Annotated in this window: 26 protein-coding genes, 1 tRNA gene and 3 pseudogenes; 9 read left to right on the top strand and 21 right to left on the bottom strand. The window is 69.7% G+C overall.

The window, feature by feature from the left end; genetic code table 11:
* Positions 1-98: 98 nt before the first annotated feature.
* Positions 99-2582, bottom strand: a complete 2484-nt coding sequence (locus OH809_RS20845; RefSeq protein ID WP_406421005.1) for an MFS transporter — start codon at positions 2580-2582, stop codon at positions 99-101.
* 23 nt (positions 2583-2605) lie between these two features.
* Positions 2606-3127 carry a MarR family winged helix-turn-helix transcriptional regulator gene (locus OH809_RS20840; protein WP_406421006.1) on the bottom strand — a complete coding sequence of 174 codons (522 nt, stop codon included), beginning with the start codon at positions 3125-3127 and terminating at the stop codon, positions 2606-2608.
* Positions 3128-3681: 554 nt separating this feature from the next.
* Between OH809_RS20840 and OH809_RS20835 the strand changes: the two genes are divergently transcribed.
* Positions 3682-3900, top strand: coding sequence for a hypothetical protein (locus OH809_RS20835; protein WP_266983534.1), 219 nt, complete (start codon positions 3682-3684; stop codon positions 3898-3900).
* Positions 3901-3923: 23 nt separating this feature from the next.
* Here OH809_RS20835 and OH809_RS20830 read toward each other — a convergent pair whose 3' ends face one another.
* The 5 genes from OH809_RS20830 to OH809_RS20810 all read right to left on the bottom strand — a co-directional run bounded on the left by OH809_RS20830 (position 3924) and on the right by OH809_RS20810 (position 7535).
* Positions 3924-4793, bottom strand: a complete 870-nt coding sequence (locus tag OH809_RS20830; protein WP_406421007.1) for a hypothetical protein — start codon at positions 4791-4793, stop codon at positions 3924-3926.
* Between the two features lie 57 nt (positions 4794-4850).
* On the bottom strand, positions 4851-5717 hold the full coding sequence (locus OH809_RS20825; protein WP_406421008.1) for an RNA polymerase sigma factor SigF: 867 nt from the start codon (positions 5715-5717) through the stop codon (positions 4851-4853).
* A 234-nt stretch (positions 5718-5951) separates the two neighbouring features.
* On the bottom strand, positions 5952-6881 hold the full coding sequence (locus tag OH809_RS20820; protein WP_406421009.1) for an RNA polymerase sigma factor SigF: 930 nt from the start codon (positions 6879-6881) through the stop codon (positions 5952-5954).
* A 186-nt stretch (positions 6882-7067) separates the two neighbouring features.
* Positions 7068-7361: a Dabb family protein gene (locus tag OH809_RS20815; protein ID WP_359109554.1), complete on the bottom strand. Its 294-nt coding sequence runs from the start codon at positions 7359-7361 to the stop codon at positions 7068-7070.
* A gap of 9 nt (positions 7362-7370) precedes the next feature.
* Positions 7371-7535, bottom strand: coding sequence for a hypothetical protein (locus OH809_RS20810; RefSeq protein WP_406421010.1), 165 nt, complete (start codon positions 7533-7535; stop codon positions 7371-7373).
* Between the two features lie 80 nt (positions 7536-7615).
* Between OH809_RS20810 and OH809_RS20805 the strand changes: the two genes are divergently transcribed.
* Positions 7616-8515 (top strand): ATP-binding protein, encoded by a 900-nt coding sequence (locus tag OH809_RS20805; RefSeq protein WP_406421011.1) that lies wholly within the window; start codon positions 7616-7618, stop codon positions 8513-8515.
* Here OH809_RS20805 and OH809_RS20800 read toward each other — a convergent pair.
* The 5 genes from OH809_RS20800 to OH809_RS20780 form a co-directional block, all read right to left on the bottom strand.
* Entirely contained in the window at positions 8473-8685 is a 213-nt protein-coding gene (locus OH809_RS20800) for a hypothetical protein (RefSeq protein WP_406421012.1), read from the bottom strand. The two genes, OH809_RS20805 and OH809_RS20800, sit on opposite strands and share 43 nt — an antisense overlap.
* Positions 8686-9093: 408 nt before the next feature.
* A tRNA-Ser gene (locus OH809_RS20795) sits at positions 9094-9178 on the bottom strand.
* A 91-nt stretch (positions 9179-9269) separates the two neighbouring features.
* Positions 9270-9698: a tRNA adenosine(34) deaminase TadA gene (tadA, locus tag OH809_RS20790; protein WP_406425077.1), complete on the bottom strand. Its 429-nt coding sequence runs from the start codon at positions 9696-9698 to the stop codon at positions 9270-9272.
* 93 nt (positions 9699-9791) lie between these two features.
* Complete coding sequence (locus tag OH809_RS20785; protein ID WP_406425079.1) at positions 9792-10349, bottom strand: hypothetical protein; 558 nt, start codon at positions 10347-10349, stop codon at positions 9792-9794.
* 187 nt (positions 10350-10536) lie between these two features.
* Positions 10537-10752, bottom strand: coding sequence for a hypothetical protein (locus OH809_RS20780; protein ID WP_406421013.1), 216 nt, complete (start codon positions 10750-10752; stop codon positions 10537-10539).
* Between the two features lie 104 nt (positions 10753-10856).
* On the opposite strand from OH809_RS20780, the gene upp reads away from it, so the two are divergent.
* Complete coding sequence (gene upp, locus OH809_RS20775) at positions 10857-11492, top strand: uracil phosphoribosyltransferase (RefSeq protein WP_350988165.1); 636 nt, start codon at positions 10857-10859, stop codon at positions 11490-11492.
* A 93-nt stretch (positions 11493-11585) separates the two neighbouring features.
* Here the strand turns inward: upp and OH809_RS20770 are convergent, their stop codons facing one another.
* The gene (locus OH809_RS20770; RefSeq protein WP_406425081.1) at positions 11586-12185 is read right to left on the bottom strand and encodes a LytR C-terminal domain-containing protein; all 600 of its coding nucleotides are present in this window, start codon (positions 12183-12185) and stop codon (positions 11586-11588) included.
* A gap of 160 nt (positions 12186-12345) precedes the next feature.
* A complete protein-coding gene (locus OH809_RS20765) occupies positions 12346-12642 on the bottom strand; it encodes a type II toxin-antitoxin system VapB family antitoxin (RefSeq protein WP_003955420.1) in 297 nt (98 codons plus the stop codon).
* 103 nt (positions 12643-12745) lie between these two features.
* Between OH809_RS20765 and OH809_RS20760 the strand changes: the two genes are divergently transcribed.
* On the top strand, positions 12746-12901 hold the full coding sequence (locus tag OH809_RS20760) for a hypothetical protein (RefSeq protein WP_406425486.1): 156 nt from the start codon (positions 12746-12748) through the stop codon (positions 12899-12901).
* Here the strand turns inward: OH809_RS20760 and OH809_RS20755 are convergent.
* Positions 12885-13266 (bottom strand): annotated as a pseudogene (locus tag OH809_RS20755) (M28 family peptidase); the annotation flags it as partial. The gene OH809_RS20760 and the pseudogene OH809_RS20755 overlap by 17 nt on opposite strands.
* Positions 13265-13336: pseudogene (locus tag OH809_RS20750) on the bottom strand (Fe-S cluster assembly protein HesB); the annotation flags it as partial. The pseudogenes OH809_RS20755 and OH809_RS20750, both read right to left, overlap by 2 nt.
* Before the next feature lie 98 nt (positions 13337-13434).
* On the opposite strand from OH809_RS20750, the gene OH809_RS20745 reads away from it, so the two are divergent.
* The 5 genes from OH809_RS20745 to OH809_RS20725 all read left to right on the top strand — a co-directional run bounded on the left by OH809_RS20745 (position 13435) and on the right by OH809_RS20725 (position 18208).
* A complete protein-coding gene (locus OH809_RS20745) occupies positions 13435-14229 on the top strand; it encodes an alpha/beta fold hydrolase (protein WP_406421014.1) in 795 nt (264 codons plus the stop codon).
* The gene (locus OH809_RS20740) at positions 14226-15512 is read left to right on the top strand and encodes a cytochrome P450 (RefSeq protein WP_406421015.1); all 1287 of its coding nucleotides are present in this window, start codon (positions 14226-14228) and stop codon (positions 15510-15512) included. The genes OH809_RS20745 and OH809_RS20740 overlap by 4 nt, the downstream gene beginning before the upstream one ends.
* Positions 15513-15636: 124 nt before the next feature.
* Positions 15637-15882, top strand: coding sequence for a hypothetical protein (locus OH809_RS20735; RefSeq protein ID WP_406421016.1), 246 nt, complete (start codon positions 15637-15639; stop codon positions 15880-15882).
* A complete protein-coding gene (locus tag OH809_RS20730) occupies positions 15879-16580 on the top strand; it encodes a response regulator transcription factor (RefSeq protein WP_406421017.1) in 702 nt (233 codons plus the stop codon). The genes OH809_RS20735 and OH809_RS20730 overlap by 4 nt, the downstream gene beginning before the upstream one ends.
* Entirely contained in the window at positions 16577-18208 is a 1632-nt protein-coding gene (locus OH809_RS20725) for a sensor histidine kinase (RefSeq protein ID WP_406421018.1), read from the top strand. Before OH809_RS20730 ends, OH809_RS20725 begins: the two co-directional genes overlap by 4 nt.
* A 29-nt stretch (positions 18209-18237) precedes the next feature.
* Here the strand turns inward: OH809_RS20725 and OH809_RS20720 are convergent, their stop codons facing one another.
* From OH809_RS20720 to OH809_RS20700, 5 genes and pseudogenes are all read right to left on the bottom strand, one after another.
* Positions 18238-19449 carry an ABC transporter permease gene (locus OH809_RS20720; RefSeq protein WP_406421019.1) on the bottom strand — a complete coding sequence of 404 codons (1212 nt, stop codon included), beginning with the start codon at positions 19447-19449 and terminating at the stop codon, positions 18238-18240.
* Positions 19446-20156 (bottom strand): annotated as a pseudogene (locus OH809_RS20715) (ABC transporter ATP-binding protein). Before OH809_RS20715 ends, OH809_RS20720 begins: the two are co-directional and overlap by 4 nt.
* Before the next feature lie 14 nt (positions 20157-20170).
* Positions 20171-21547 (bottom strand): peptidoglycan-binding protein, encoded by a 1377-nt coding sequence (locus OH809_RS20710; RefSeq protein WP_406421020.1) that lies wholly within the window; start codon positions 21545-21547, stop codon positions 20171-20173.
* 23 nt (positions 21548-21570) lie between these two features.
* Entirely contained in the window at positions 21571-21984 is a 414-nt protein-coding gene (locus OH809_RS20705; protein WP_406421021.1) for a hypothetical protein, read from the bottom strand.
* 475 nt (positions 21985-22459) lie between these two features.
* The gene (locus tag OH809_RS20700; protein ID WP_406421022.1) at positions 22460-24406 is read right to left on the bottom strand and encodes a YncE family protein; all 1947 of its coding nucleotides are present in this window, start codon (positions 24404-24406) and stop codon (positions 22460-22462) included.
* Between the last annotated feature and the right edge of the window lie 28 nt (positions 24407-24434).

Below are 24434 nucleotides of genomic sequence, written 5' to 3'. Positions count from 1 at the left end.
GCCGTCCCCTGCCTGCCGTCCCCACCACCGGGGCCCATTTCCACCGGGGGCAGCCTCTCCGCTCGAGGCGTTGCTCGCCAGGGGTCTGCGTTACTCGATCACTCGCCGGCGTGGGCGAGCTCGATGTCGTGGCCGTCGACCCCGCGACCGGCCACGGTCAGTGCGCCGGCCACCGGCGGGTAGCCGGTCGCGATGACCGAGTACTCGCCCGCGTCCAGGTCGGCGAAGGCGTACGCCCCGTCCTCCCCGGTCGTCGAGGTGGCGACCACATTGCCCGCCGCGTCGACCAGCGTGACGCGGGCGTCCGGCAGCGGCCGCCGGGCCGAACCAACCCGCACGACACCCTGGACCAGCGCACCGGACTGCAGTACGGCGTCGACCAGGGTGACACCCTGGCCACCGATCTCCACCGGCAGCGCCAGCGGACGGAAGCCGGCGGCGTTCACCGCGACGGTCACCGCACCGGGGACCAGCTCGGCGAAGGTGAACTCGCCGGTCCCGGCGGACTTGCCGCTGGCCAGCACATCACCGCGCACATCGGTCACGATGACCATGGCGCCGTCGACCGGATCACCGCTTCCGGCGGCCCGCACGGTCCCGGCCAGGCCGCTCGTACCGGCGAGCAGGATGTCGTACGACAGCTGCTGGTCGCCGATGACCACGGTGGACGCCTGCGGCTGGAAGCCGTCGGCGGACGCGATCAGTACATAGCTGCCTGCGCCCGGCGCGTCCAGACGGTAGCTGCCGTCGGCCTGGGCGACGGAGCGCCCCAGCTGCCGGCCGTCCAGCGAGATCAGCGTGACCGCGGCCCGGGCGACGGGTGCGCCCTCGGCGCCCCGCACCACACCGCTCACCGGGGTGCCGTCCACGGTTGCCACCGGAGCTTCGAGCGTGTCGGCCGGGGTGACCCCGGCCGCGCCCTCGGAGACCAGCGCGGCTGCACCGGACGGGACCTCGGCGAGCACCGCGGCGGGAGCCTCGGCCTCCGCCGGGGCGTCGTTCGCCGCGTTCGACCTCAGCGCGACCTCCTTGATGAAGGTCGTGATGAGGAAGGCGATCAGCGCGGCCGGAGCGGCGTACAGGAAGACGTCGCCGACACCGTGCCCGTAGGCGCTCTCCACGACCGTGCGGAACGGTGCGGGCAGCTTGTCCAGGTCGGGGATGCCCCCGCCGCCGGTGCCGCCGTGGCCCAGGGCCGCGCCCTTCGGACCGAGGTCCGCGAGGCCGTCCTTGACGTAGTGGGTGACGCGGTTCGCCATGACGGCGCCCAGCGCCGAGACGCCGATCGCACCACCGAGGGAACGGAAGAAGGTGACGACGGAGCTGGCCGAGCCGAGGTCGGACGGAGCGACCTGGTTCTGCGTGGCGAGCACCAGGTTCTGCATCATCATGCCGATGCCGAGACCCATCACGGCCATGAAGACGGCGATGTGCCAGTACTCCGTGTCGTACCGGAGGGTGCCCAGCAGCCCGAGTCCGGCGGTGACCAGGAAGCCACCGCTGACCAGCCAGGCCTTCCAGCGGCCGGTCTTCGTGATGATCTGGCCGGAGACCGTCGAGGAGATGAACAGGCCTGCGATCATCGGGATCGTCATGACGCCGGACATCGTCGGCGACTTGCCCCGCGCCAGCTGGAAGTACTGGCTGAAGAAGACCGTGCCCGCGAACATCGCGATACCGACGAACAGCGAGGCCAGCGAGGCCAGCGTGATGGTGCGGTTGCGGAAGAGGCGCAGCGGGATGATCGGCTCGCTGACCCGGGACTCGGTGTAGACGAAGAGCAGGGCGAGGATCAGGGAACCCGCGAGCATCACGCCGGTCTGCCAGGACAGCCAGTCGTACTTGTCGCCCGCGAAGGTCACCCAGAGCAGCAGCAGCGAGACGGCGGCGCTGATGAAGAACGCGCCGGTCCAGTCGACCTTGACCTCACGCTTGACGACCGGGAGCTTCAGGGTCTTCTGGAGCACGATCAGCGCGATGACGGCGAACGGCACACCGACGTAGAAGCACCAGCGCCAGCCCATCCAGCTGGTGTCGGTGATGACTCCGCCGAGCAGCGGACCGCCGACGGTGGCGACGGCGAACACCGCACCGATGTATCCGCTGTAGCGACCGCGCTCGCGCGGGGCGATCATTGCGGCCATCACGATCTGGGCGAGGGCGGAGAGACCGCCGACGCCGATGCCCTGGATGACACGGCAGGCGATGAGCATGCCGCTGCTGGTCGACATGCCCGCGACGACCGAGCCCAGGACGTAGATGACGAGCGCTATCTGGACCAGCAGCTTCTTGCTGAACAGGTCGGAGAGCTTGCCCCACAGAGGAGTGGTGGCGGTCATCGCGAGCAGCGAGGCCGTGACGACCCAGGTGTACGCGGACTGCCCGCCACCGAGGTCCGAGATGATCTGGGGGAGAGCGTTGGAGACGACGGTCGACGACAGGATCGCGACAAACATGCCGAGCATCAGCCCGGCCAGTGCTTCCATGATCTGCCGGTGTGTCATCGGCGCGCCGTCGGAGGAAGAGCTTCCTCCGTGCTTGGCGTGGCCGCCCCGCACACCGGTTGGTGTGGTCGTAGCCATTGAGTTCCTTTGCTTTGCTTCTGTTACACGGGTGTACGGGTGTGCGAGTCGTCGTCGCTGTCGGCGGGCCGCGTGCGGCACTCGTGGCTGTGCCTTCCGGGGGCGCAGCCACCGGAACCGCGACAGGCGAAACTGTCACGCAGCCGGGCCAACAACGTGTTGAGCTGTCCGACCTCGTCGTCGGACCATTCCTGAAGGTTGTGGGCGAACATTTCGGTGGTCCGCCGGTTGAGGTCGCCGAGTACCGCGTTTCCCGCGGGGGTCAGCCGCAGGATGCGGGACCGCTTGTCCGCCGGGTCCGGAGACCGTTCTATCCAGCCTCGCTCGGCCACATGGGCGACATGTCGGCTCGTCACCGACATGTCGACGGCCATCAGCTCGGCCAGTCTGCTGATCCGCATTTCGCCGTGCCGGCTGAGCAGGGCCAGCACGGCGGCGGATCCGCCAGGACATTCAGCAGGGAGGATGCGGGCGAGTCCGCGTTTGACGGACCCGACGGCACTGAGTTGCCGGGCCAGTTCTTCGTACTGACTCCGTGCGGCCACGGGACCCCCAGACGATTGTCGCGGCATCTTGTTGCTTAGGGCAACCATAGAAGTATTGGTTGCTGCAGGCAAACGAAAGTTCCCTTGCAGAAGTAAAGGAACCCAAAAGGATGTGTAGGGCTCGAGTCAATGGCCCAGCGTGCGGGGGGTGGGTGTCGGTCCACTGCGTGATACGTCACAGGTGGCCTCGAAACCCCATAAGGCCCGAGTGTCACTCGGGGCCTGGCCGGAGCCCGTGGGGGCGTGAGGTGCTGGCGGACCGCTAGGGTCCTGACCCATGGCACACAACCGTTCCTGGGCGCCCGGCGCGAGGAGCTATGCGCCCGGCGGGCCATCCCGAACGGTCTTGGATGACCTGGTTCTCCGCTTTCGCACCTCGGTGGCGGCACGCGTCACGCGCGTGATCCAGCCCGTGGCGGGCAGAGTCCCTGGTGTGCAAGAGAGGTTGAGCGTTTAGCGGAGGACCATTCTGCACTGCGTCAACGCTACAGTTCCACAGGCTTCATATCGCAGTATCTGACGAGCACTTCACCCGATCGAGTGGGAACGTATCCATGCGTAATCAGCCGCCGGTAAATGGCAACCCCCAGGGCCCCGAGGGCAATTACGACCCCGCGGGCAGCACCCAGATGTTCCGCGCCTTCGTCGACGAGGGCGAGCCGCAGCGCCGGCAGCAGCCGGCCGCGTCGTCCGGACCGAAGACCGGGGTGATCGTCGCCGTCGTCGCGGTGATCGTCATCCTCGGCGCGGTCGCCTGGCTCGCGCTCGGCTGACCCGACCCCGCCCTTCCCATCCGTCACTTCCAGACGGCGGTGATGTCCCGGGTCTCGACATGCATGCCCAGGGGCACCCGCCAGGCGTTCACACAGACGGTGTACGTCTTCTCCCGCGCCGCTCCCGCGTCGATCGGCGCGGGCAGCGGCGCGGTCGTTTCCACGGTCGCCCAGTCGATCCCGAGCCCGCCGATGATGTGCGTGGCGAAGGTGACCGTTCCCGACCGGGCCGGTGAGCCGCCGGTATTGCGGAACTCGACAGTCACCTTCTCGCACCAGCGGTGATCGGCCGCCGCCCGCTCTGGTGCGCCCAGGGTCAGCGCGGCAGGTCCCGCGGGCGCGGTGGACCCCGGTGCGGACGGGGTGGAGGGAGTTGCGGAGCCGTCCCCCGTGCCGCCCGAGGCCGTGCCATCGGTACCGCTGCCATCGGTACCGCTGCCACCTGTACCGCTGCCACCTGTACTGCCGACGGAGCCCGTGCCGCCCGCGGAACCCGCGGAACCCGCGGTGCCCCCGGTGGTGCCGGCGGATGTGCCGCCGGATCCGCTGGAGGACTGCGCACCGCCGCTCGTGCGGTCGCCCGCACCACTGCCGGTGCCGCCCATACCGCCGGTGTCACCGCTCGCCGCGGAGGTGCCCGGCTCCGGTTCCTTGTCCGCGCTGCCGCCGCCCTCCCCGTCCAGCGGAATCAGCGTCACCCTGCCCGAAGGGGCGACCGCGCCCTTGGGTGCCTTCTCCGGGCCGGTGCCCGCCGCGCCGACTGCCGCATAGCCGTCTCCGTCGCCCGCCCTGGCGCCGCAGGCGGCGAGTGCGCCGCCCAGGCACAGCACGGCCGCCGAGGCGGCGATCACGGCGCCCCGGCGGCCGGTCGAGCCGAATGTCTGACGTCGCATCGCGCCAGTGTGACTGACGGCCCGTCAATTCGGAACCCTCGCACGACTGCGCGTGGGTCAGTCGGCGATGAGCCCCTCCCTGAGCTGAGCGAGCGTCCGGGTCAGCAGACGTGAGACATGCATCTGCGAGATGCCGACCTCCTCGCCGATCTGCGACTGGGTCATGTTGGCGAAGAACCGCAGCATGATGATCTGCCGCTCCCGGGGTGGGAGTTTGGCCAGCAGCGGCTTCAGCGATTCGCGGTACTCGACGCCTTCCAGCGCGGAGTCCTCGTAGCCGAGCCGGTCCGCGAGCGAGCCCTCGCCGCCGTCGTCCTCCGGGGAGGGCGAGTCCAGTGAGGAGGCGGTGTACGCGTTGCCGACGGCCAGGCCGTCGACCACGTCCTCCTCGGAGACCCCGAGCGCCACCGCGAGCTCCGGCACGGTCGGCGAACGGTCGAGCTTCTGGGCCAGCTCGTCGCTCGTTTTCGTCAGCGCGAGCCGCAGCTCCTGGAGCCGGCGCGGCACCCGCACCGACCAGGAGGTGTCGCGGAAGAAGCGCTTGATCTCGCCGACGACGGTGGGCATCGCGAACGTCGGGAATTCCACGCCCCGTTCGCAGTCGAACCGGTCGATCGCCTTGATCAGGCCGATCGTGCCGACCTGGACGATGTCCTCCATCGGTTCGTTACGGCTCCGGAACCGTGCCGCGGCGTACCGCACCAGCGGGAGGTTGAGCTCGATGAGCGTGTCCCGCACGTAGGCACGCTCCGGGCTGTCCGGTCCGTCGGGCCCCGGCGTGGGACCCAGGGCGGCGAGCCGCAGGAACAGGGAACGGGACAGAGTCCGGGTGTCGATGGCTTCCGACGAGCTGGTGAGCACAACGGGTGCGGGTGCGCTCTTCGTGAGCGTGAGCACCTTCGAGCTGCCCTGTTCTGCGGACATGCCACCCCCTTGAGGTCGCGGACGGTCGCGGTAGCCACGACCATCGGAGGAACGCAGCCTCCACCTGAATACCGGAGGTGGGGCTGCGGCAAACGCGGTTCACGCAGAATGTCACATGTCGGCAACACGCTGTAGTGACATGTCGACAAGTCCAGGTGACGTATGCGCAGTTAACAGGGGGTGTGCGGCATTCGGGCTGCCCGAGAGGGACTTTGATCGGTTTACCCGATCCGGTTACGCCTCGATCCTGTTTGCGGATCGAAGTCGTGCGAAGCTTCTGGCCAGCAGTCTTGACACATGCATCTGAGAAACGCCCAATTCGGCGCTGATCTGTGATTGCGTCAGATTGCTGTAGTAGCGCAGCAGCAGGATCCGCTGCTCGCGCTCGGGCAGCTGGACGAGCAGATGGCGGACCAGGTCACGGTGCTCGACCCCGGCGAGGGCGGGGTCCTCGTAGCCGAGCCGGTCAAGCAGTCCGGGCAGCCCGTCGCCCTCCTGGGCGGCTTCCAGCGAGGTCGCGTGGTAGGAGCGCCCTGCCTCGATGCAGGCCAGCACCTCCTCCTCGGAGATCTTCAGGCGCTCGGCGATCTCCGCGGTGGTGGGCGAGCGGCCGTGCGCGGTCGTCAGATCCTCGGTGGCGCCGGTGACCTGCACCCAGAGCTCGTGCAGCCGCCGCGGCACGTGGACGGTCCGCACGTTGTCCCGGAAGTACCGCTTGATCTCGCCGACGACGGTGGGCATCGCGAAGGTCGGGAACTGGACGCCGCGTTCGGGGTCGAACCGGTCGATGGCGTTGATCAGCCCGATGGTGCCGACCTGGACGACGTCCTCCATGGGTTCGTTACGGCTCCGGAAGCGCGCCGCGGCGTACCGCACGAGGGGGAGGTTCGCCTCGATCAGCGCGGCCCGCACCCTGCCGTGCTCCGCACTCCCCGGTTCCAGCTCCTTGAGCTGGCCGAAGAGGACCTGGGTGAGCGCCCTGGTGTCCGCGCCCCGGGTCCTGGCGGGCGTCGTGCCATCGGGCGTCTCGGTCTGGACGGTCTCGGCCACCGGGGCGGCCCGGGTCGCCGGGGCGGACTGATCGGACTGGGCTGCTTGGGTGGTTTGGGCATCGTCGTTCTGGACGATCTGGGGAGGCACTTGAGGCGCTGTACTGGCCGGCACGGTGAGGCCACCCCTTTGCGGTCAACTTCGGTCAACTCATCCGTCAAAAGCGGTCATAGCATCACAAGACATGTCCACTGTGTGCAAGCACCGTGCAGTGTCGTGTTGGGGTCAGGTTGGTTTAAACACATGGAAAAGCCCCTCACCGAAATGGCGAGGGGCCTGTGGGTTCCGGGACCGCGGAGGTCAGAAGGGGTAGTCGGCAATCACCCAGGTGGCGAAAGCCTTCCACTGTCCGGCGGCGGCCTGATGGGCCGGGTGTGCGACGTAGCGTCCCAGGGCGTCCTCGTCGGCGACCGCGGAGTTGATGGCGAAGTCGTACGCGATCGGCCGGTCGGTGATGTTCCAGGCGCACTCCCAGAACTCCAGCTCCGGGATCTGCCCTCCGAGCTCCTGGAACGCCTTCGCCCCGGCGACAACACGCGGATCGTCACGCTTCACGCCGTCGTTCAGCTTGAACAGGACCAGATGACGGATCATGGGGTACTCCTACTTCACGAGCTCGGTCATGAAATCGCCGACGCCCTGTGCCGCACTCGAAATGCCCTCGAACCCTACCCCGACAAGATCCGCGGCCCGTTTGGGGGAGTGGATGATCGTGTACAGCACGAAGACGACAACCATGTAGAGCGCGATTTTCTTCGCTTGCGCCATCAGCCCCTACCTCCCCTTCGATCCCCTGTGCGATCGCGCGATTCTATCCGCACGAATGGCCGTATCCGAGGGGGGTTTCGATGAGGTTTCCGATCACACCCCCGACCCGATGCCTCGGCCTGGCCGAACCCGAACGTGCCGCCCGGCACGGGGTCATACCGCCGCGCGCCATCACGCTGTTCGGTCCGCCGGGGACGGGCAAGACCACCCTCGCCCGAGCCATCGCCTCCCGCATCGGCTGGCCCTTCGTCGAACTGCTGCCGTCCCGACTGGCGGACGAAGGCAATCTCGCCGCCGCTCTGCGCACGGCCTTCGCCCGGATCGGGGAACTGCAGCGGGTGCTGGTCTTCATCGACGAGGTCGAGGAGATCGCTCCCGTACGCGGCGCACGCCCGGAGCCCGGGATGCACGGCGTCACCAATGAACTCCTCAAGCTCATCCCCGGCTTCCGCGAGCGCGACGAGCGGCTGCTGGTCTGCGCCACCAACTCCATCCGCTCCCTCGACCCGGCCTTCCTGCGTCCCGGACGGTTCGACTACCTGATCCCCATCGGCACCCCGGACCCGGCTGCCCGCGCGGCGATCTGGTCGCGCCGCTCCGCCCGGCGCGACGATGTCGACCTGGACGCGCTCGTCGCGGCCGGCGAGCTGTTCACCCCGGCCGACATCGAGCACACGGCCCGGATCGCGGGCCCAGGCTGCCTTCGAACGCGACTTCGCCGAGGCGGGCGCGCACACCGACGACTACCGCGCCGCGCTCCGCCAGTGCCGTCCGACAGTGACCCCCGCCGTCATCGCCGAGTTCACCGCCGACATCACCACGCACGCCCGAGTCTGAACCCGCAGCGCCCCATCGAGGCACTTCTGCCGGGAGGAGCGTCTTTCCGGTCTCGCTCCACCGTGCACCATGACGGCGTGGATCTCCGGCCCTGGTGTCGTCAGTGCGGGTGCCGGTCCCGCTTGCTCGTCCACGAGTCGTAGGCTTGGGCGCCGATTTCGGGATGGACCTGCTCGATCCTGATCCTTCGCTGGTCGAGCGGCTTCATGAAGTCCTCGTACTGATAGCCGTCGTCGAAGCCGATCCGGCGTGTGTCTTCCAGGTCGCAGCTGAAGTACACCGCATCGATCCGGGACCAGTAGATGGCGCTCATGCACATCGGGCAGGGAGCGCCGCTGATGTAGATCGAGCAGTGATTCCTGTCCGGCCGCCGGGGGTGAGGCCGGGGAAATGACCGGGACGGCGTGTCGGTGGGAGGGAGGGTTCGATGTCGGGGAACGCCGGCGATCCTCCACGAGAGCCCCGACAGGGCGACGGAGACCGTCAAGGAAGGCAACCGCCAGGGGCGCACGGATCGGCCGTGGGCTGGATACCGCATCCGGTGTGTCGCTGCCCCGGAGCGATCCTGGCCCCACTGGCCGACCGTCGGCGTCGGGCACGCCGGCAGGCGGTCCGACGTGCCGCCTTCCTCGCGCAGGGTGTGGCACGGCGTGTTGCACACAGGGACACAAAAAAACCGCCCCCGATCTGCTTTCACAGGATCAGAGGCGGTCTTTTGAAGCGGTAGCGGAGGGATTTGAACCCTCGGTGAGTTTCCCCACACTCGCTTTCGAGGCGAGCTCCTTCGGCCGCTCGGACACGCTACCGAGAGAGAGTTTAGACCATCCCGGCCGTGGGTTGAAATCCGATTCTCCCGCGTGTGCGGAAGCCGGGTCGGAGGCTGGGCGCGCCGCCGGGTCAGCGGTCGCGGAAGAAGGCCGTCAACTGGGCGGAACAGGCGTCCTCCAGAACTCCGTGGATCACTTCGGGGCGGTGGTTGAGCCGCCGGTCCCGTACGAGGTCCCAGAGCGAACCGGCCGCGCCCGCCTTTTTGTCCCGTGCCCCGTAGACGACCCGGGCCACCCGGGACTGCACGAGTGCGCCCGCGCACATGGTGCACGGCTCCAGGGTGACCACCAGCGTGCAGCCGGTCAGCCGCCATGCGCCGAGCGCCTCGGCGGCCCGGCGGACGGCAAGGATCTCGGCGTGCGCGGTCGGGTCGCCGGTCGCCTCGCGTTCGTTGTGTCCCGTGGCGAGCAGGGTGCCGTCCGGGCCGAGGACGACGGCGCCGACCGGCACATCACCGGCCTGCGCCGCGCGTGCGGCCTCGTCCAGGGCGCGGCGCATGGCCGCCCGCCATGGGTCCCGTACGGGATCGTTCGTCGGGGCGTGGGGTTCTTGCGGTCCGTGCGGGCCCGGTGGTGCGGTCACCCGCGGACCCTAACGGACGGTCTCCAGGACCTCGGCCGCGCCCAGCGCGTCCGCGATCTCCACCAGGGCGTCCGTGCGCAGCATCAGCAGCTCCTTCTCGGGAAGTCCGAGATCGGACAGGATCCCGGTGTCTCCGAGCGGACCCGTCGGTACGGCGTCGGCGTCGAGCCCGTCGTTGTCGTCGGCGTCGGTCTGATTGTCGGTGGCGTGATCCGGCTCGCCGTCCTCCGTACCGTCGAGGCCGACGAGCTCTTCGAGGGCGGCAATCGAGTCCTCGGCCTCGGGTTCGCGGCCGAGCAGTTCATCGGTGAGCAGGATCTCCCCGTAGGAGGAGCGGGCGGCGGCGGACGCGTCCGAGATGTAGATACGGGGGTCCTCCTCACCGTCCACCCGGATGACGCCGAACCAGGCGTCCTCCTGTTCGATGAAGACGAGCACCGTGTCCTCGTCCACCGAGGCCTCACGGGCCAGATCCGTCAGATTGGACAGGGTCTCCACATCGTCGAGCTCCGTGTCGCTCGCTTCCCACCCGTCTTCGGTGCGCGCGAGCAGTGCGGCGAAGTACACCGTGACTCTCCCACTGGTCATAGGGGTGTCGGTCCGGCGGGAGGGCATCCGGTGATCCGGCTGCCCTGCGTCCCGCCCATCGGAATCGTGGCAGAAACCTAGCGTTCACGAGAGTAGTTCGACCGTTGCGTCGTGGATCAGTTGTCGCGGACACTGCTCCGAAGGGGCTGTCCGGCTGCTCGGAGCGCTACCAGCGGAAGGTCCGCATCCGCATGGCTTGGCGCATTCGGGCGGCCCGGGCGCGGCGCGGCTTGACCCGGTCGCGCAGCGCCTTCGCCTCATGAAGCTCGCGGAGGAAGTGGGCGCGCCGTCTGCGGCGCTCCGCTTCGGTCTCGGTCTCCGGCGCGTCCTGCGCGTCCCGCGGGGCCGGCTGGTCCCGCTGCTGCTGCTCCCCGTCCGCCATTCGCACATCACCCCAAGCCTGGGTCCGTATGCCCCCACCTTCCCTCCGAACGTGCGGTTGATGCCAGCGCACAGGTGCGAGGGAGCCCGGTTACTGTTGAACCCATGCGGATCCACGTCGTCGACCACCCGCTGGTCGCGCACAAACTCACCACCCTGCGCGACAAGCGCACCGACTCCCCGACCTTCCGGCGGCTCGCCGACGAGCTGGTCACCCTGCTCGCGTACGAGGCCACCCGGGACGTGCGCACCGAGCAGGTCGACATCGAGACCCCGGTCACACCGACGACCGGGGTCAAGCTGTCGCACCCGCGGCCCCTGGTCGTGCCGATCCTGCGAGCCGGTCTCGGCATGCTCGACGGCATGGTGCGGCTGCTGCCGACCGCCGAGGTGGGCTTCCTGGGCATGATCCGTGACGAGGAGACGCTCCAGGCGTCCACGTACGCGACGCGCATGCCGGAGGACCTCTCGGGCCGCCAGGTCTACGTCCTGGACCCGATGCTGGCCACCGGCGGCACGCTGGTCGCGGCGATTCAGGAGCTGATCAAGCGCGGTGCGGACGATGTCACCGCCGTCGTGCTGCTCGCGGCGCCCGAGGGCGTCGAGGTGATGGAGCGCGAGCTGGCGGGTACGCCGGTGACCGTGGTCACCGCCTCGGTCGACGAGCGGCTGAACGAGAACGGCTACATCGTGCCGGGGCTCGGCGACGCGGGCGACCGGATGTACGGAACCGTCGGCTGAGTCGCGGTTTCGACCAGGGCTTTCGGCCCGTGCGCCCCGAGGCCCTGTCGTCGAACCGGCGTCTGCTGCGCGGCGTGACGACGGGACAGCCTCTCAGCGGCAGGAGGAGGGCGCCGGGGCCGGCTTGTTGAGGGCGGCGAGGGCCGCGGCGGCTTCCTTCGGTGTGTTCAGCTTCTTGAACGCCGTACCGATGATCAGATCGACGTCCGCCGTCCTGCGCGCGTCGGTCTTCGGCGTGGCGCCCGTCAGCTGCGTACCGAGGACAGGGAACGTGCCGTTCGTGGCCGTCGGCGCCCCCAGCAGTACCCCGGGCCCGGGGACCTTCTTGTCGTACGCGGCCGAGGCATTGCCCACCTTGCCGATGCGGAAGCCGCGCTTCTTCAGCTCGTCGGCGGCGGCCTTCGCCAGTCCGCCGCGCGGCGTCGCGTTGTAGACATTGACGGTGATCTTCGCCGGTGCCGGCAGTGCCCTGGCGGGCGTGGATGGCTTGGGCGTGGGGCAGTCGGCCCTGCGGTCCGCGGCGCTGGCCTGCTTGTCGCCGCCCGTGAAGACGTCGATGAGCTGCATCGTGCCCCAACCGGCCAGCCCTAGGGCCACCACGGAGGCAATGGACGCGAGGACCAGTGTGCGGCGGTGCCGGGGGCGGCGCATGCGCGGGTACTTGTCACCCGTGATGCGGTACTTTCCGCCCATGCCGGGGGGAGTGAGCATGCTCATGGGCGCAGCGTAGTGCGACCCGGTGAAGATACGTACTAAATGATCAGCGGATGGCGCCCGTCCGGGTGTGAATGCACCCGAAAGCACCCGGTGCGGCGAAGTACGCGGACCGTCGGCTCACCGAGCCGCTGGACCGTCAGCCGAGTTCCAGGACGCGGGCGTGCAGCACCTGGCGCTGCTGGAGTGCCGCGCGGACCGCGCGGTGCAGCCCGTCCTCCAGATAGAGGTCGCCCTGCCACTTCACGACGTGGGCGAACAGGTCGCCGTAGAACGTCGAGTCCTCGGCGAGGAGGGTTTCGAGGTCCAGCTGACCCTTGGTCGTCACCAGCTGGTCGAGGCGGACCGGGCGCGGCGCGACATCCGCCCACTGCCGGGTGCTTTCCCGGCCGTGGTCGGGATATGGCCGCCCATTTCCGATGCGCTTGAAGATCACACGGAAAGCCTACCGGTCAAGAGCCTCCGGGCGCAGCCATGGAGCGGTACTGCGATGCTGGCCAAAACGTCATGAATGCAGGCATTTCGGAATAGGGGCCGCGATGAGTGACAGCGACGGCACGGGCGGGGGTACCGAAGCGGGCACGGGAGCGGGCGCCGGCGAGGGTGCCGGCGTACTGCCGCAGCAGGCCCGGGAGATCGCCGACGGGTACGCCGTCGGCGCGCCGACGGCGGTCGCCGGATGCCGACGTCGATGAACGGTCCGTAGTCGGAGCGTCCGGTGAAGTCCGTGCCCTCGTGCGGCGTGCCGGTCCGGTCGAGGAAGTCCGCTATGTCGCACTCCAGTTGGGCGGAGCCCTCGGGGCCGGGGCCCGAGCCGACCCCGTCCGAGTCGTCACCGTCGAAGACGAACTGGGCGCCGTTCGGCGAGGCGATCATGTCGAAGTTGAGGTAGAGCGATCTGCTTCTGCTGGGCCGGGTCGAGCTTCGCGACGTACGCCTCCGATCCCTTGAGCCCGTTCTCCTCCGCCGACCACCAGGCGAAACGCACCTTGTTGGCCGGGGTGCGGTGGGTCTTGGCGAGCTCCAGGGCGACTTCGAGGAGACCGGCCGAGCCGGACCCCGTACGGACCCGCCGCGGCGCGCCAGCCGGTCGGCCGGACATCCAGCTGCTTGCCCAGCAGCGCGAGGCACTTGCGTGGGGCCTTGCGCGAAAACGGGGTTGCCTCCACCGTGGGCGGGGTCGGGCCGGTGACCGACCGGTCCGATCCGTACGGTGACGGGAGTCAGCGTGACCGCATTGCCTGTTCTGCCGCATGGACTGCACGGCGACGGCCCGCACAAGGTGATCGCGGTACACGGCTGGCTGGCCGACCGCTCCGCGTACGACCCGGTGGTGGCAGACCTCGACCTCGGTTCGTTCCAGTACGCGGTCGTGGACCTCCGGGGATACGGCGAGGCCAAGGACGCGAGCGGTGCGTACACGACGGCCGAGGGCGCCGCGGACGTGGTCGCGCTGGCCGACCGGCTCGGCTGGGAGCGGTTCTCGCTGATCGGCCATTCGATGGGCGGCTCCGTCGCTCAGCGGACGCTGGCCATCGCGCCGCAACGGGTGCGCAGAATCGTCGGGGTGTCGCCCGTCCCTGCGTCCGGCCTGCCGCTCCCGCCCGACCAGTGGGAACTCTTCTCCGCGGCGGCGCACACCCCTCAGAACCGTCGGACCATCCTCGACATCACCACGGGAGGCCGGCGCCCTGCCGGCTGGCTGGACCGCATGGTGCGTCGCTCGCTCGAACGCAGCGATGCCAAGGCGTTCCGCGCGTGGCTGGATTCCTGGGCGGGGGAGGACTTCCACGACCGGATCGACGGTTCGCCCGTGCCGGCCCTGGCGGTCGTGGGCGCGCTGGACCCGGCACTGTCGGCCGAGTTGCAGCGCGCCACCTGGATGCGCTGGTTCCCCCGGGCCGAACTGGTGGAGCTGCCCTCGTGCGGCCACTACGCAATGGACGAGGCCCCGCTCGACCTGATCCGCGTGGTGGAGGACTTCCTACGGGCCGATACGGAGGACGGTGGGGCGAGGGCATGAGCGGGCCCGCCCCCGAAGCGCCGGAGCGGACGCCCGTACCGGACGTCTTCGACCCGAGGCAGTACGCGCAGGGCATCCCCCACGACCGCTACCGCCACCTGCGCGATCACCACCCCGTGGCGTGGCAGGAGGAGCCGGAGGTACTCGGCTGGCCGGCGGGCCCCGGCTTCTGGGCGGTCACCCGGCACCGGGACGCTGTCCGGGTACTGAAGGACTCCTCGACGTACTCCTCGTACCTGGGCGCCACTCAGATCCGTGACCCGGACCCCGCCGACCTGCCGTTCATCCGCCGCATGATGCTCAACCAGGACCCACCGCACCACCGGCGACTGCGTGTGCTCGTCAGCCGCGCTTTCACGCCGAAGCGCGTGGATCGCTTCGAGACAGTCGTCCGTGAACGTGCTCGTTCCCTGCTCACCCGGGCGGTCGCCCAGGCGCGGGCCACCGACGGCACCTGCGACCTCGTCGCACACGTCACCGACGACTACGCCCTGCTCAACCTCACCGACCTGCTGGGCGTGCCGGACAGCGACCGCGGACTCCTCCTGCACTGGACCCGGCGTGTCATCGGCTACCAGGACCCCGACGAAGCCGGAACACCGGTACTGGGCCCGGACGGCAAGCCGGTCAACCCGCGATCCCCGGCATCTCTGCGTGACATGTTCGACTACGCGCACGCACTGGCGGCACACAAGCGCCGACACCCCGGCGACGACGTGATGACGGCCCTGGCCACGGACCCCGAACTCGCCGAGCCGGAGTTGGAGATGTTCTTCTTCCTGCTTGTGGTGGCAGGAAACGACACGGTACGCAGCGCAGCCCCCGGCGGCCTGCACCTTCTGGCGGGAAACCCTGACGCCTACCGCCGCCTGCGCAACGGCGAGGTGGAGCTGACCACCGCCATAGACGAACTGCTCCGCCGCCACCCCCCGGTCCTGACCTTCCGCCGGACCGCCACCCGGGACACGGATCTGGCAGGCACGCGCATCCGTACCAGCGACAAGGTGGTCGTCTTCCACGCCTCCGCCAATCACGACGAACGCGTCTTCCCGGACCCGTGCGCCCTGGACCTCTCCCGTACCCCCAACCCCCACATCTCCTTCGGCGACGGCCCCCACGTCTGCCTGGGCGCCCACTTCGCCCGCCTCCAGCTGCGTGCCCTGTACGACGAGGCCTGCCGCACCCTGCCTGCCCCACTCCACCTCGCGGCCCCACCGCGCCGCCTGGTGTCGAACTTCATCAACGGCCTGAAGTCGCTGCCCGTGCGGCTGTCCGACGTCTGACGGCCGTCGGTCCTGATGGCGCACGTCCGGGGACGCCGTCGGGTCAGGCGGTCGCCGCCGTCGCCGCTCGGGCCCGGCGGCGGAGAGTGGCCACGCCGGTGCCGCAGGACGCAGAATCGACCGTATGACGACGCAGGAGACCTCGGCCGCGCCTCTCGGTCTGCGCGAACGCAAGCAGCAGAGGACGCGGGAGCGGATTCGACGGGAGGCGTACCGGTTCTTCGCGGGGGACGGGTACGAGGCGACCACGGCGGACCGGATCGCGGACGCGGCGGAGATCTCGCCGGATCCGGCTGGGCTGTACGGCCGTCACCTGTCGCCGCTGTCACGCAGGCTTCACGTGACGTTCCAGCCGGAGGAGTCTCGTTGACCGCTCGCATTCTGGTCGCCGAGGATGACGTGAAACAGGCGCGACTGATACGGATCTACCTGGAGCGGGAGGGGAACGAGGTCCAGATCGTCGCCGACGGCCGCTCGGCGGTCGACCGGGCCAGATCCTCCCGGCCCGACCTCATCGTGCTCGACGTGATGATGCCGAACGTCGACGGTCTCGACGTGTGCCGCATCCTGCGCGCCGAGTCCCAGGTACCCATCCTGCTGCTCACCGCGCGCGCCACGGAGGAGGACATGCTCCTCGGCCTCGACCTCGGGGCCGACGACTACATGACCAAGCCGTACAGCCCACGGGAGTTGACCGCGCGGGTCAGGGCGTTGCTGCGGAGGGCGAAGGCGGCCGGGCGCACGGAGTCCGCTGTGCTCACGGCCGGGGACCTGGAGGTCGACACCTCCCGCTTCGAAGTTCGCGTGGTGGGGGAGCCGGTGGTGCTGACCGGCAAGGAGTTCGCGATCCTGACCGTGCTCGCGGGGGAGCCGGGGCGGGTGTTCACCAGGGCACAGATCATCGACCGGGTCTTCGGGTTCGACCAGAACGTCCTGGAGCGCACGGTCGATGCCCATGTGATGAATCTGCGGCGGAAGCTGGAGAAGGGCCGTGGGGGCACGCGGTATGTGGAGACCGTCTACGGGCGGGGCTACCGGCTGTCGAACGAGTCCGGTGAGGTGCGGTGAGTTTCCGGCTTCGGGTCCTTGGCCTGCTGATGCTGGTCGCCATGGCCGCCACGGCGGCCACAGCGTGGCTGACATTACGTCAGATCACCAGTCAGGTACGTGAGTCCGACCGTGCGGGGCGGCAGGAGGTGTCCCGGATCACCGGCGAGCTCCGTTCGTACGGATTCGAGCACGGCACCTGGGAAGGTGTCGCGCCGACGGTGGGTGAGCTGGAGAGGGACACCGGGCAACGCATCCGGGTCACCACGGAGTCCGATGTACTGCTGGCCGATTCCGACGCCCTCGCGGGCCGCGAGCCGCGCGCGGTGAGCAGTCGGCCCCCGGTCCTGGTCGACCCCCGCCCCGGGCTGCGGTTACCCAAGGGGAAAGTGCCGCTGGCCTCGGTCAAGCTCACCGTGGCCGCGATCGGTGAGTACCGTGCCGTGGCGGCGTACCAGGCCTGTCTGACCCGGGCGGGCGTCAAGGTGACGTCCCGGCCGAACAGCATCGGCATCCCCCGGATCATCAGCACGGACCGTCGTTCACCCCAGTGCAGGGAGCCGACAGCCGAGGTGAATCCGCGCGCCGCCCAGGATCACGACGCCGCCTTCAGGTGCGTGTCCGAGGAGCGTCTCGCCGCGTGTCTGCAGCGCGTTTTTGACGAGCGGACCGTCTCCGTCGCGCCGTCGCGCCTTCAGGTCCGCCTCGGCGTACGGGACGAGTCGCCGCCCACTTTGGCCGCCGCGCCCACGGTGGTCGTCGCGGTGGGCGTCAGCCTTGCCGTCATCCTCGGCGGGCTGCTCCTGAGCAGGGCCGTGCTGCGCCCGATACGTGCCCTGACCCTGGCCGCCCGGGGGCTGGGGGAAGGAGATCTGGAGCGACGGGTTCCCGTCTCCGGCCGGGACGAAATCGCCGAACTCGGGCGTGCCTTCAACAGGATGGCCGACTCCGTCCAGGCCGGCGAGGAGCGTCAGCGCCGCCTCACCGGCGACATCGCACACGAGCTGCGTACCCCGCTGGCCAACCTGCGCGGCTATCTGGAAGCGCTGCAGGACGGGTTTGTCGAGCCGACCCCCGAACTGCTCGACTCCCTCCACGAGGAGGCGATGCTGCAGCAGCGGATCGTGGACGATCTGCAGGACCTGGCGCTCGCCGAGGCCGGTGCGCTCACCTACCACCACGCTGTTGTCGATCTGCGCGATTGCCTGGAAACCTGCCGTGCGGCCCATCGGGCCCAGGCCGAAACAGCCGGCGTGGTCCTGGAGCTGGAGGCGCCGCAGCAGGTGTTCGTGGTCGCCGACACGGACCGGCTACGTCAGGTCGTCGGCAATCTCGTCGGCAACGCGCTACGGGCCACGGCACCGGGCGGCACCGTGAGGCTGGTTCTGGTCCGGCACGGCGACTCGGCGGTCCTTCAGGTGCGGGACACCGGCAAGGGGATACCGGCCGAGCATCTGCCCCACCTCTTCGACCGGTTCTGGCGGGCGGATGCGGCCCAGGGCCGCGCCACCGGCGGCAGCGGTTTGGGGCTCTCCATCGCCCGGCAGATCGTGACCGATCACCGGGGGACGATCGACGTGGAGAGCACGGTGGGTGTCGGGACGATCTTCACCGTCGTGCTCTCCACGGCTCCGGCAGACGCGCACTGACCTGCCCGGCCCGGGGTGCTGCGGTGGGGTCAGGAACCCGCGAGCGCCTGTGTGGGCGCCAGGCGCCCGGCCCGCACCGCCGGGTACAGCCCGGCGATCGCCCCGATCAGCAGCGTGACGGCGATCCCGGCTGCCGCCGCCCACACCGGCACCTCGGTCGGCCATTCTCGTACGTATGCGTACCCGGCGGTGATGGCCGTGCCGAGGACCGTTCCGCCGAGCCCGCCCAGTGCGGACAACAGCAGCGATTCGGAGACGAACTGGCCACGGATCTGGCCGCTGGTGGCGCCGAGCGCCCTGCGCAGGCCGATCTCCGGGCGGCGTTCGAGCACCGAGATGACCATGGTGTTGCCCACGCCGACCCCGCCCACCAGGAGCGCGACCCCGCCGAGGCCGAGCAGCAGTCCGGTCAGCGCCGACTCCGTGGCCTCCCGTGCGGCCAGCGCGTCGGAGGGCCGGGAGACCAGCACGCCACTTGGCTTCTCGGGGTTCGCCGTCGCCGCGAGCACCCCCCGCACCGCCGCCACCTGGTCGTCCCGAGCGCGCACGTAGACGGTCGACGGGTGGCCGTCGAAGCCCAGATACGTCTCTGCGGCCTGCCAGCCGACCAGCGCCGAGCTGTCGACCTCCGGCGCCAGCGGCATCGGTTCGAGTACTCCGACCAGGGAGAACCACTTCCCGCCCAGCCACAACCGCGTCCCCGGCGTTTGGACGTCAAGCCTCCGGGCCGCCTGAGCGCCGAGCACCACGGCCGGATACTCCTCGGTCGCCGACTCGAGCCACCGGCCGGTACGCACCCTTCCGCCGATCGCCGGCAGCAGCTGCGACCCGGCTGCGGCGACCTCTACGCTGCTGGTCCGCCCGACCGGCACATGCTCGTTGCGGTAGACCGCGGCGCCTTTGACCGTGCCGGTCGCCGCCACCTGCTGCACCGGGCCGATACGCCCGATCATGGGCACCGCTTCCTTGGGAAGGCGGGTCGTTTCGCCCTCGGGGGTCTGCCCCGGGGCGACGCGCAGCATGTTGGTGCCCAGCTGGTCGAGTTTGCGGTCGACCTCGGCCCGGCTGGAGCTGGAGATGCCGACGACGGCGACCATCGCCGCCACGCCGATCGCGATGCCCAGCGCGGACAGGAACACACGCAGCGGCCGGGTCCGCAGCCCGGTCCCACCGAGCCGGACGATGTCGGCGGGGCGTAGCCGGGCGGGGCGCAGCACGGCTGCCCGGCGCCTGCGGCTCATTTCGGAACTCCGGTGCCGGGCACCGGGGGGAGACCGCTGTCGGCCACGATCCGGCCGTCGCGCATTTCCACCTTCCGGTCGAGCGCCTCGGCCATCTCCCGGTCGTGCGTGATGACCACCACCGTGGTGCCGGCCGCGTGCAACTCCCGCAGCAGCTCCAGGACCGCCGCGCCGGAGGCCGAGTCAAGGTTGCCGGTGGGTTCGTCGGCGAGCAGCAGGGCCGGTTCACCGATCACCGCGCGGGCGACCGCGGCCCGTTGCCGTTCGCCCCCGGAGAGCTGGTGGGGGAGGTGGTCGAGCCGGTGGTCGAGCCCGACTCGGGTCAGTGCCTGCGCGGCCTTGCGCCGGCGTTCCCGCAAGGGCACGCCCGCTTACAGCAGGCCGTCGGCGACCGTGTCCAGCACCGGCACGCCGACGGCCAGGTGGAACTGCTGGAAGACAAAGCCGATCCGCTGTGCTCGGTGCGCGGAGACCTCACGGTCGGACAGCTCGGCGATCTCGTGACCGTCAATGGCGATCCGGCTGCTGGACGGCCTGTCCAGGGTGCCCATCAGATGGAGCATCGTCGACTTGCCCGACCCGGAAGGGCCGACGACACAGGCCAGTTCTCCGTACGGGATGGCCAGGTCGACCCCGCTGACCGCCGATACACGGCCGGGGTAGGTCTTCGACACGGCGGTGAACTCGACGACAGGGGTATCGAGCATGCCTGGAGGCGAGGTCACTCGGGGATCCTCACCTTCATGCCTTCGTGGACCCGGGGGCCGCTCACCTCGACCTTGCCTCCCGCGTACAGACCGGTCTTCACGGGCGCGAAGCGGCCGGCACCGCTGTCTCCGCCACCACCGTCCTCACTTCCTCCGGCAAGTTCCAGGCCGTAGCCGCCCTCGGCCAGAGCCACCAGGGCAGCGACCGGAACGGTCAGCACCCCCTTGCGCTCCTTGACCACGTGGCGGACCGTCACCGGGCCGCTCTCCAGGCTGCCCAGCGCGTCCTGGTCATCGAAGGTGATCACCACGGACACGGTGGCCGCCTTGCCCGCCGAGCCGCCGCCACCGTCGGCGCCGCCCCCTCCCGCGCCGTCCACGCCGCCCGAGGCGCCGGACGACGACGCATCCTTGCCCACGCTCGCGATCTCGCCCTTGACCGAACGCCCGTCCGGAAGGTCCACCGCGACCTCGCTGCCCCGCTGAGCCCAATTCGTGTCCGTGGCAGGCACGTTCACGGTGACCATGCGCGACGTGGTGGTGTACGTGAGCGGATTGCCGGAAGCTGCGGCTCCGACCAGCGCACTGGTGCCCGCGATCCGGACAGCGCCGGGCGCGTAGACGATGTCGCCGGCACCGACCCTGCCTGTCTGGGGCAGGTCGAGGTCCTTCTGCCAGCGCTTGACCGCGTTGGCCGTCAGCGCGGTGTACGACTCGTCCACGGTGAAGCCGGAGTAGCCGAGGGCGCTGAGGTTGCTCTCGAACTGCTTGACGTCCATGCCGTGCAGCGGCGTCGGCTGCCGCGGTGTCCCGGCTGCTTGAACCGTCCCGGCGCTGTCGGCGTTCGTCGCGCCGCCGCCCGTGGCACCGCTGTCGCTGCCACTGTCCTGGCCGGACCCGGTGCCGCCGTCCTGACCGTCCTTGCCACCGTTCGCGACGTCGCCTTCAGGCTCTGCTTCTGTCACTCCCAAGTCGCGGTACATGGGCAGGCTTCCGTAGAGCAGGACCACCGGGCGGTCGTCGACCCGCAGTACTTTCTCCCCGCGCCGCACCGTCCTGCCGGTCGCCGGCAGCCAGGTCACCGTTCCCTCCGCCTTGATCTGGAACGGAACCTCCGGGCCATGGCCGAGCTGGCCGTCGACCTCGGTCTGATCGGTCAGCGTGTCCCGGGTCACCTGCACCACTTCGCTGCTTCTGCCCGGCGCGGAGCCCTTGTCGTCCGTACCGCCTCCGCCGAGCCCCAGGGCTCCGACCGTGCTGACCACGGCGACCAGAAAGAAACCGGCCGCTATGAGGAGCGGGCCACGCCTGCGCCTCCCCGTTCTCCTGCCGTCGGCACGGTCGTCCGCCCCGTCTTCACCTTCTGCCCGCCCCTGTCCCGCATCCCTCATGACATCCACGGTTGCTCGTCCCGTCAGCCCTGGGGCGTGGGCGCGTCGTCCGGGATGCCGATGATCGAGGCGCAGGCGCGCGTGGCCCGCTTGGCACCCGTCGATGTCGAATCCCATGTGACGTCACGGAAGTGGCCGTCCGCACCGGTGTCGGGGAAGTCCGGGGCGCCCTGCTCCTGCATGCACTGCGCGTACTGCTGGTTCTTCCGGATCTCTCCCTTGGAGAGCTCGGGCTGCTGCGCCTTCTCGACGCTCTCCGGGACGGGCACGCTGAGGTCCGCGCACTTCTCCTGTGCCTTGAGGGCCTTCGGGTCGCGCTTCCACTTGGACTGGTCGCCGAGGTCGACCTTGCCCTTGGCATCAGGATCAGGAGCGTCGAGGCCCTCGCCACGCAGGCACGTGACCCACGTGCGCTGCGCCTCGACGTACTCGGCCAACTCGCTCGAACCGCTTGTGGACGCCTTGTCGCCGGTCTTGCCGCCTCCCGCGGACGCGACCTCGTCCCCCCGTTCCCGCCGCCTCCGCAGCCGGTGACCACCAACGCCACCACCGACGCCATCCCGGCCAGCACCAGCCGGCCCCCGAACCGCCGACGCGAACTCATCCTCATGGGTTCCTCACACTTGGGTCGCCGTCCGGCCCCCGTCGTGGCCGGACGGGAAGGAATGTAGGACCGCTCCTATGAAGGACCTATGAAGAAGCCATCAAGAACTCTTCCCGTGGGCTGCATCGGGCTGGGCTGCGGCAGCGTCGCCGGTCGTCATGCCCGCCTCGGGTGTCGATGACAGGGCGAAGCTCCGCGGCGACGGGGGCGCGTCCCGTCGCCGTGCAGCGAACATCGAAGGGCCCCACCGCGAGCGGTGGGGCCCTTCATGAAACATCGGGTCCGCGAGGTGATCCGGGCGGAACGGCCTAGTTGGAGAAGTACAGGTACTTCCAGGACCCGTACGTCGTCGTGTTCACCGTGTCACCGGACGATCCGTTGACGTACACGGATCGCATGCGCGCCTTGATCCCGGACGTCCCCGGCGCCTCCAGGCGTACGGCCGACTTTCCGTTCGTGCCGAGCGCGAAGTACTGCGAGCCGGCGGAGTACCACTTTCCGCCCGAGTAGACCTGCAGGTCGAAGCGCTGCTTACGCCCCTTGTAGTAGGTCATGGTCGTCGTGAGCAGCGGGTCGGTGCTCTTGTGGAACCAGTAGTACGACGTCGAGCCGATCTTGGCCGTCTTGTAGTGCTTGGAGACGGCGGTGGACACCTTGACCCTGGCGTACGCCGTGGACTTCACCGTCCTGGGCGCGTAGCGGGCGTCACCCTTGAAGACCGCGGTGATCTCCGTGTCCCGCGTCATGTCCACCGTCGCGGAGATGTTGCCGCTGGAGTTGACCGTCCCGGTCTTCAGCAGTTTGTTGGGCTTGTCGCCGCCGAAGGGGTTCGCCCAGATCTCGACCGTGCGGTTCTTGTACGTCGAGCCGAGGTGCGCGGTGAAGGAGACGTCGGCGCCGTAGTTGTAGACATTGCCGTTCTTGTTCAGGGTCAGCGTCGGCTTCGCACGGGAGACCGTGACCTTGTCGGACGCCTTGGCCGCCGTGTGCTCGGCGTCGCCCGCGTAGGTGGCCTGGTACGTGACCGTGCCGCCGGCCGGCGGGGTGTCGGTGAAGCTGTACGTGCCGTCCGCCTTCACCGTGACGGCGGGCAGCGCCTTGCCGCTGGGGCTGTCCAGGTCGGTGCGGGTGACTGCCAGCCTGGTGCCGGCCGGCAGCGGCACGGTCGCCGAGAGCTTGCCGGTGACGGTGAGCTTCGTGGCGCGGGGGGCGGTGGCGGGGGCGTTCAGCGTCAGGGTCGGGACACTGAGCGCCGGGTCGGTGAGCGCCTTGAGGGTGTAGCCGCTGGGCGAGCTCACGAGCGCGAAGATCCGGGAGGCGTCCGGGGCCCAGGCGAGGGCGGACGTGTCGGCGGTGTATGTGCGGATGGGCTTGGTCGCGCCGGGCCGGTAGACCGCCACGTTCGTGCCGCTGATCTGGGCGACCAGACCGTTCGGGGCGATGTCCGCGCGCTGCCCGGCCGGGTAGGCGCCGGCGGCGGTGAACTTCCCGTCCGCGTAGGAGTGCCGGTCCGTGCCGTCGACCAGCACCTGCGGGGCGCCGGGCACGAGGTCGATGTCGCTGACGTGGTTCAGCGAGTAGTCGCCGTTGTGCCAGGCGGTCACCTGGGGTGTGGCGCCGGAGACGTCGACGACGGCCATCAGGTCCTTGGCCGGGTCGAAGAAGTCGGTCGCGCCGACGGCCAGTAGTCCGGGCGCGGACGGGTCGGTGTCGAGGAGCGCCGGGCTCCCGACTCCGGAATCCCCCGGGAGTTGCCCGAGCGTCACCGGGTCGGTCCCGCCGGCCGGGTCCACCGCAGGGTCGACCGAGCCCAGGTTGCCGTCGCCGTCCGACTGGTCTTCGTAGGTGAACCAGGCCTTGCCGCCGGCGAATTCGACGTACAGCGGGCCGATGCCGGTGGCCACGGGGTACCGGGCCTTGATGTCGAGGGTGGCCGCGTCGATGGCCACGATCTCGTGGCTGCGCCGCGCCGCCGCGTACAGGGTGGTGCCGTCGTCGGACAGGGCCAGGTCGAAGATCCCGGCGATGCCGCTCACCGAGTCGACAAGGTTGCCGTTGTAGTCGGCGGCGATGATCCTGTCGTTCGTGTCGTCGCCGACGAAGACCCGTTGGCCGACGCCGTCGACGACGATGCCCGCGGGCGAGCCGACGGTCGCGGTGAGCGCCGACGCGGGACCGGCTGCGGCGACGCTCAGTACCGCCGAGCTGAAGAGGACCGCGAGCGCTGTCGCGGTCGAGATGCTGCGCGTGCGCACAGTGTTCTACCCCCACAGGAAAACCCGG

It is taken from the genome of Streptomyces sp. NBC_00873, assembly GCF_045207415.1.
Classification (GTDB): domain Bacteria; phylum Actinomycetota; class Actinomycetes; order Streptomycetales; family Streptomycetaceae; genus Streptomyces.
Note: the sequence above shows the minus strand (reverse complement) of the source record. Positions and strands in the feature narration are given on the sequence as shown.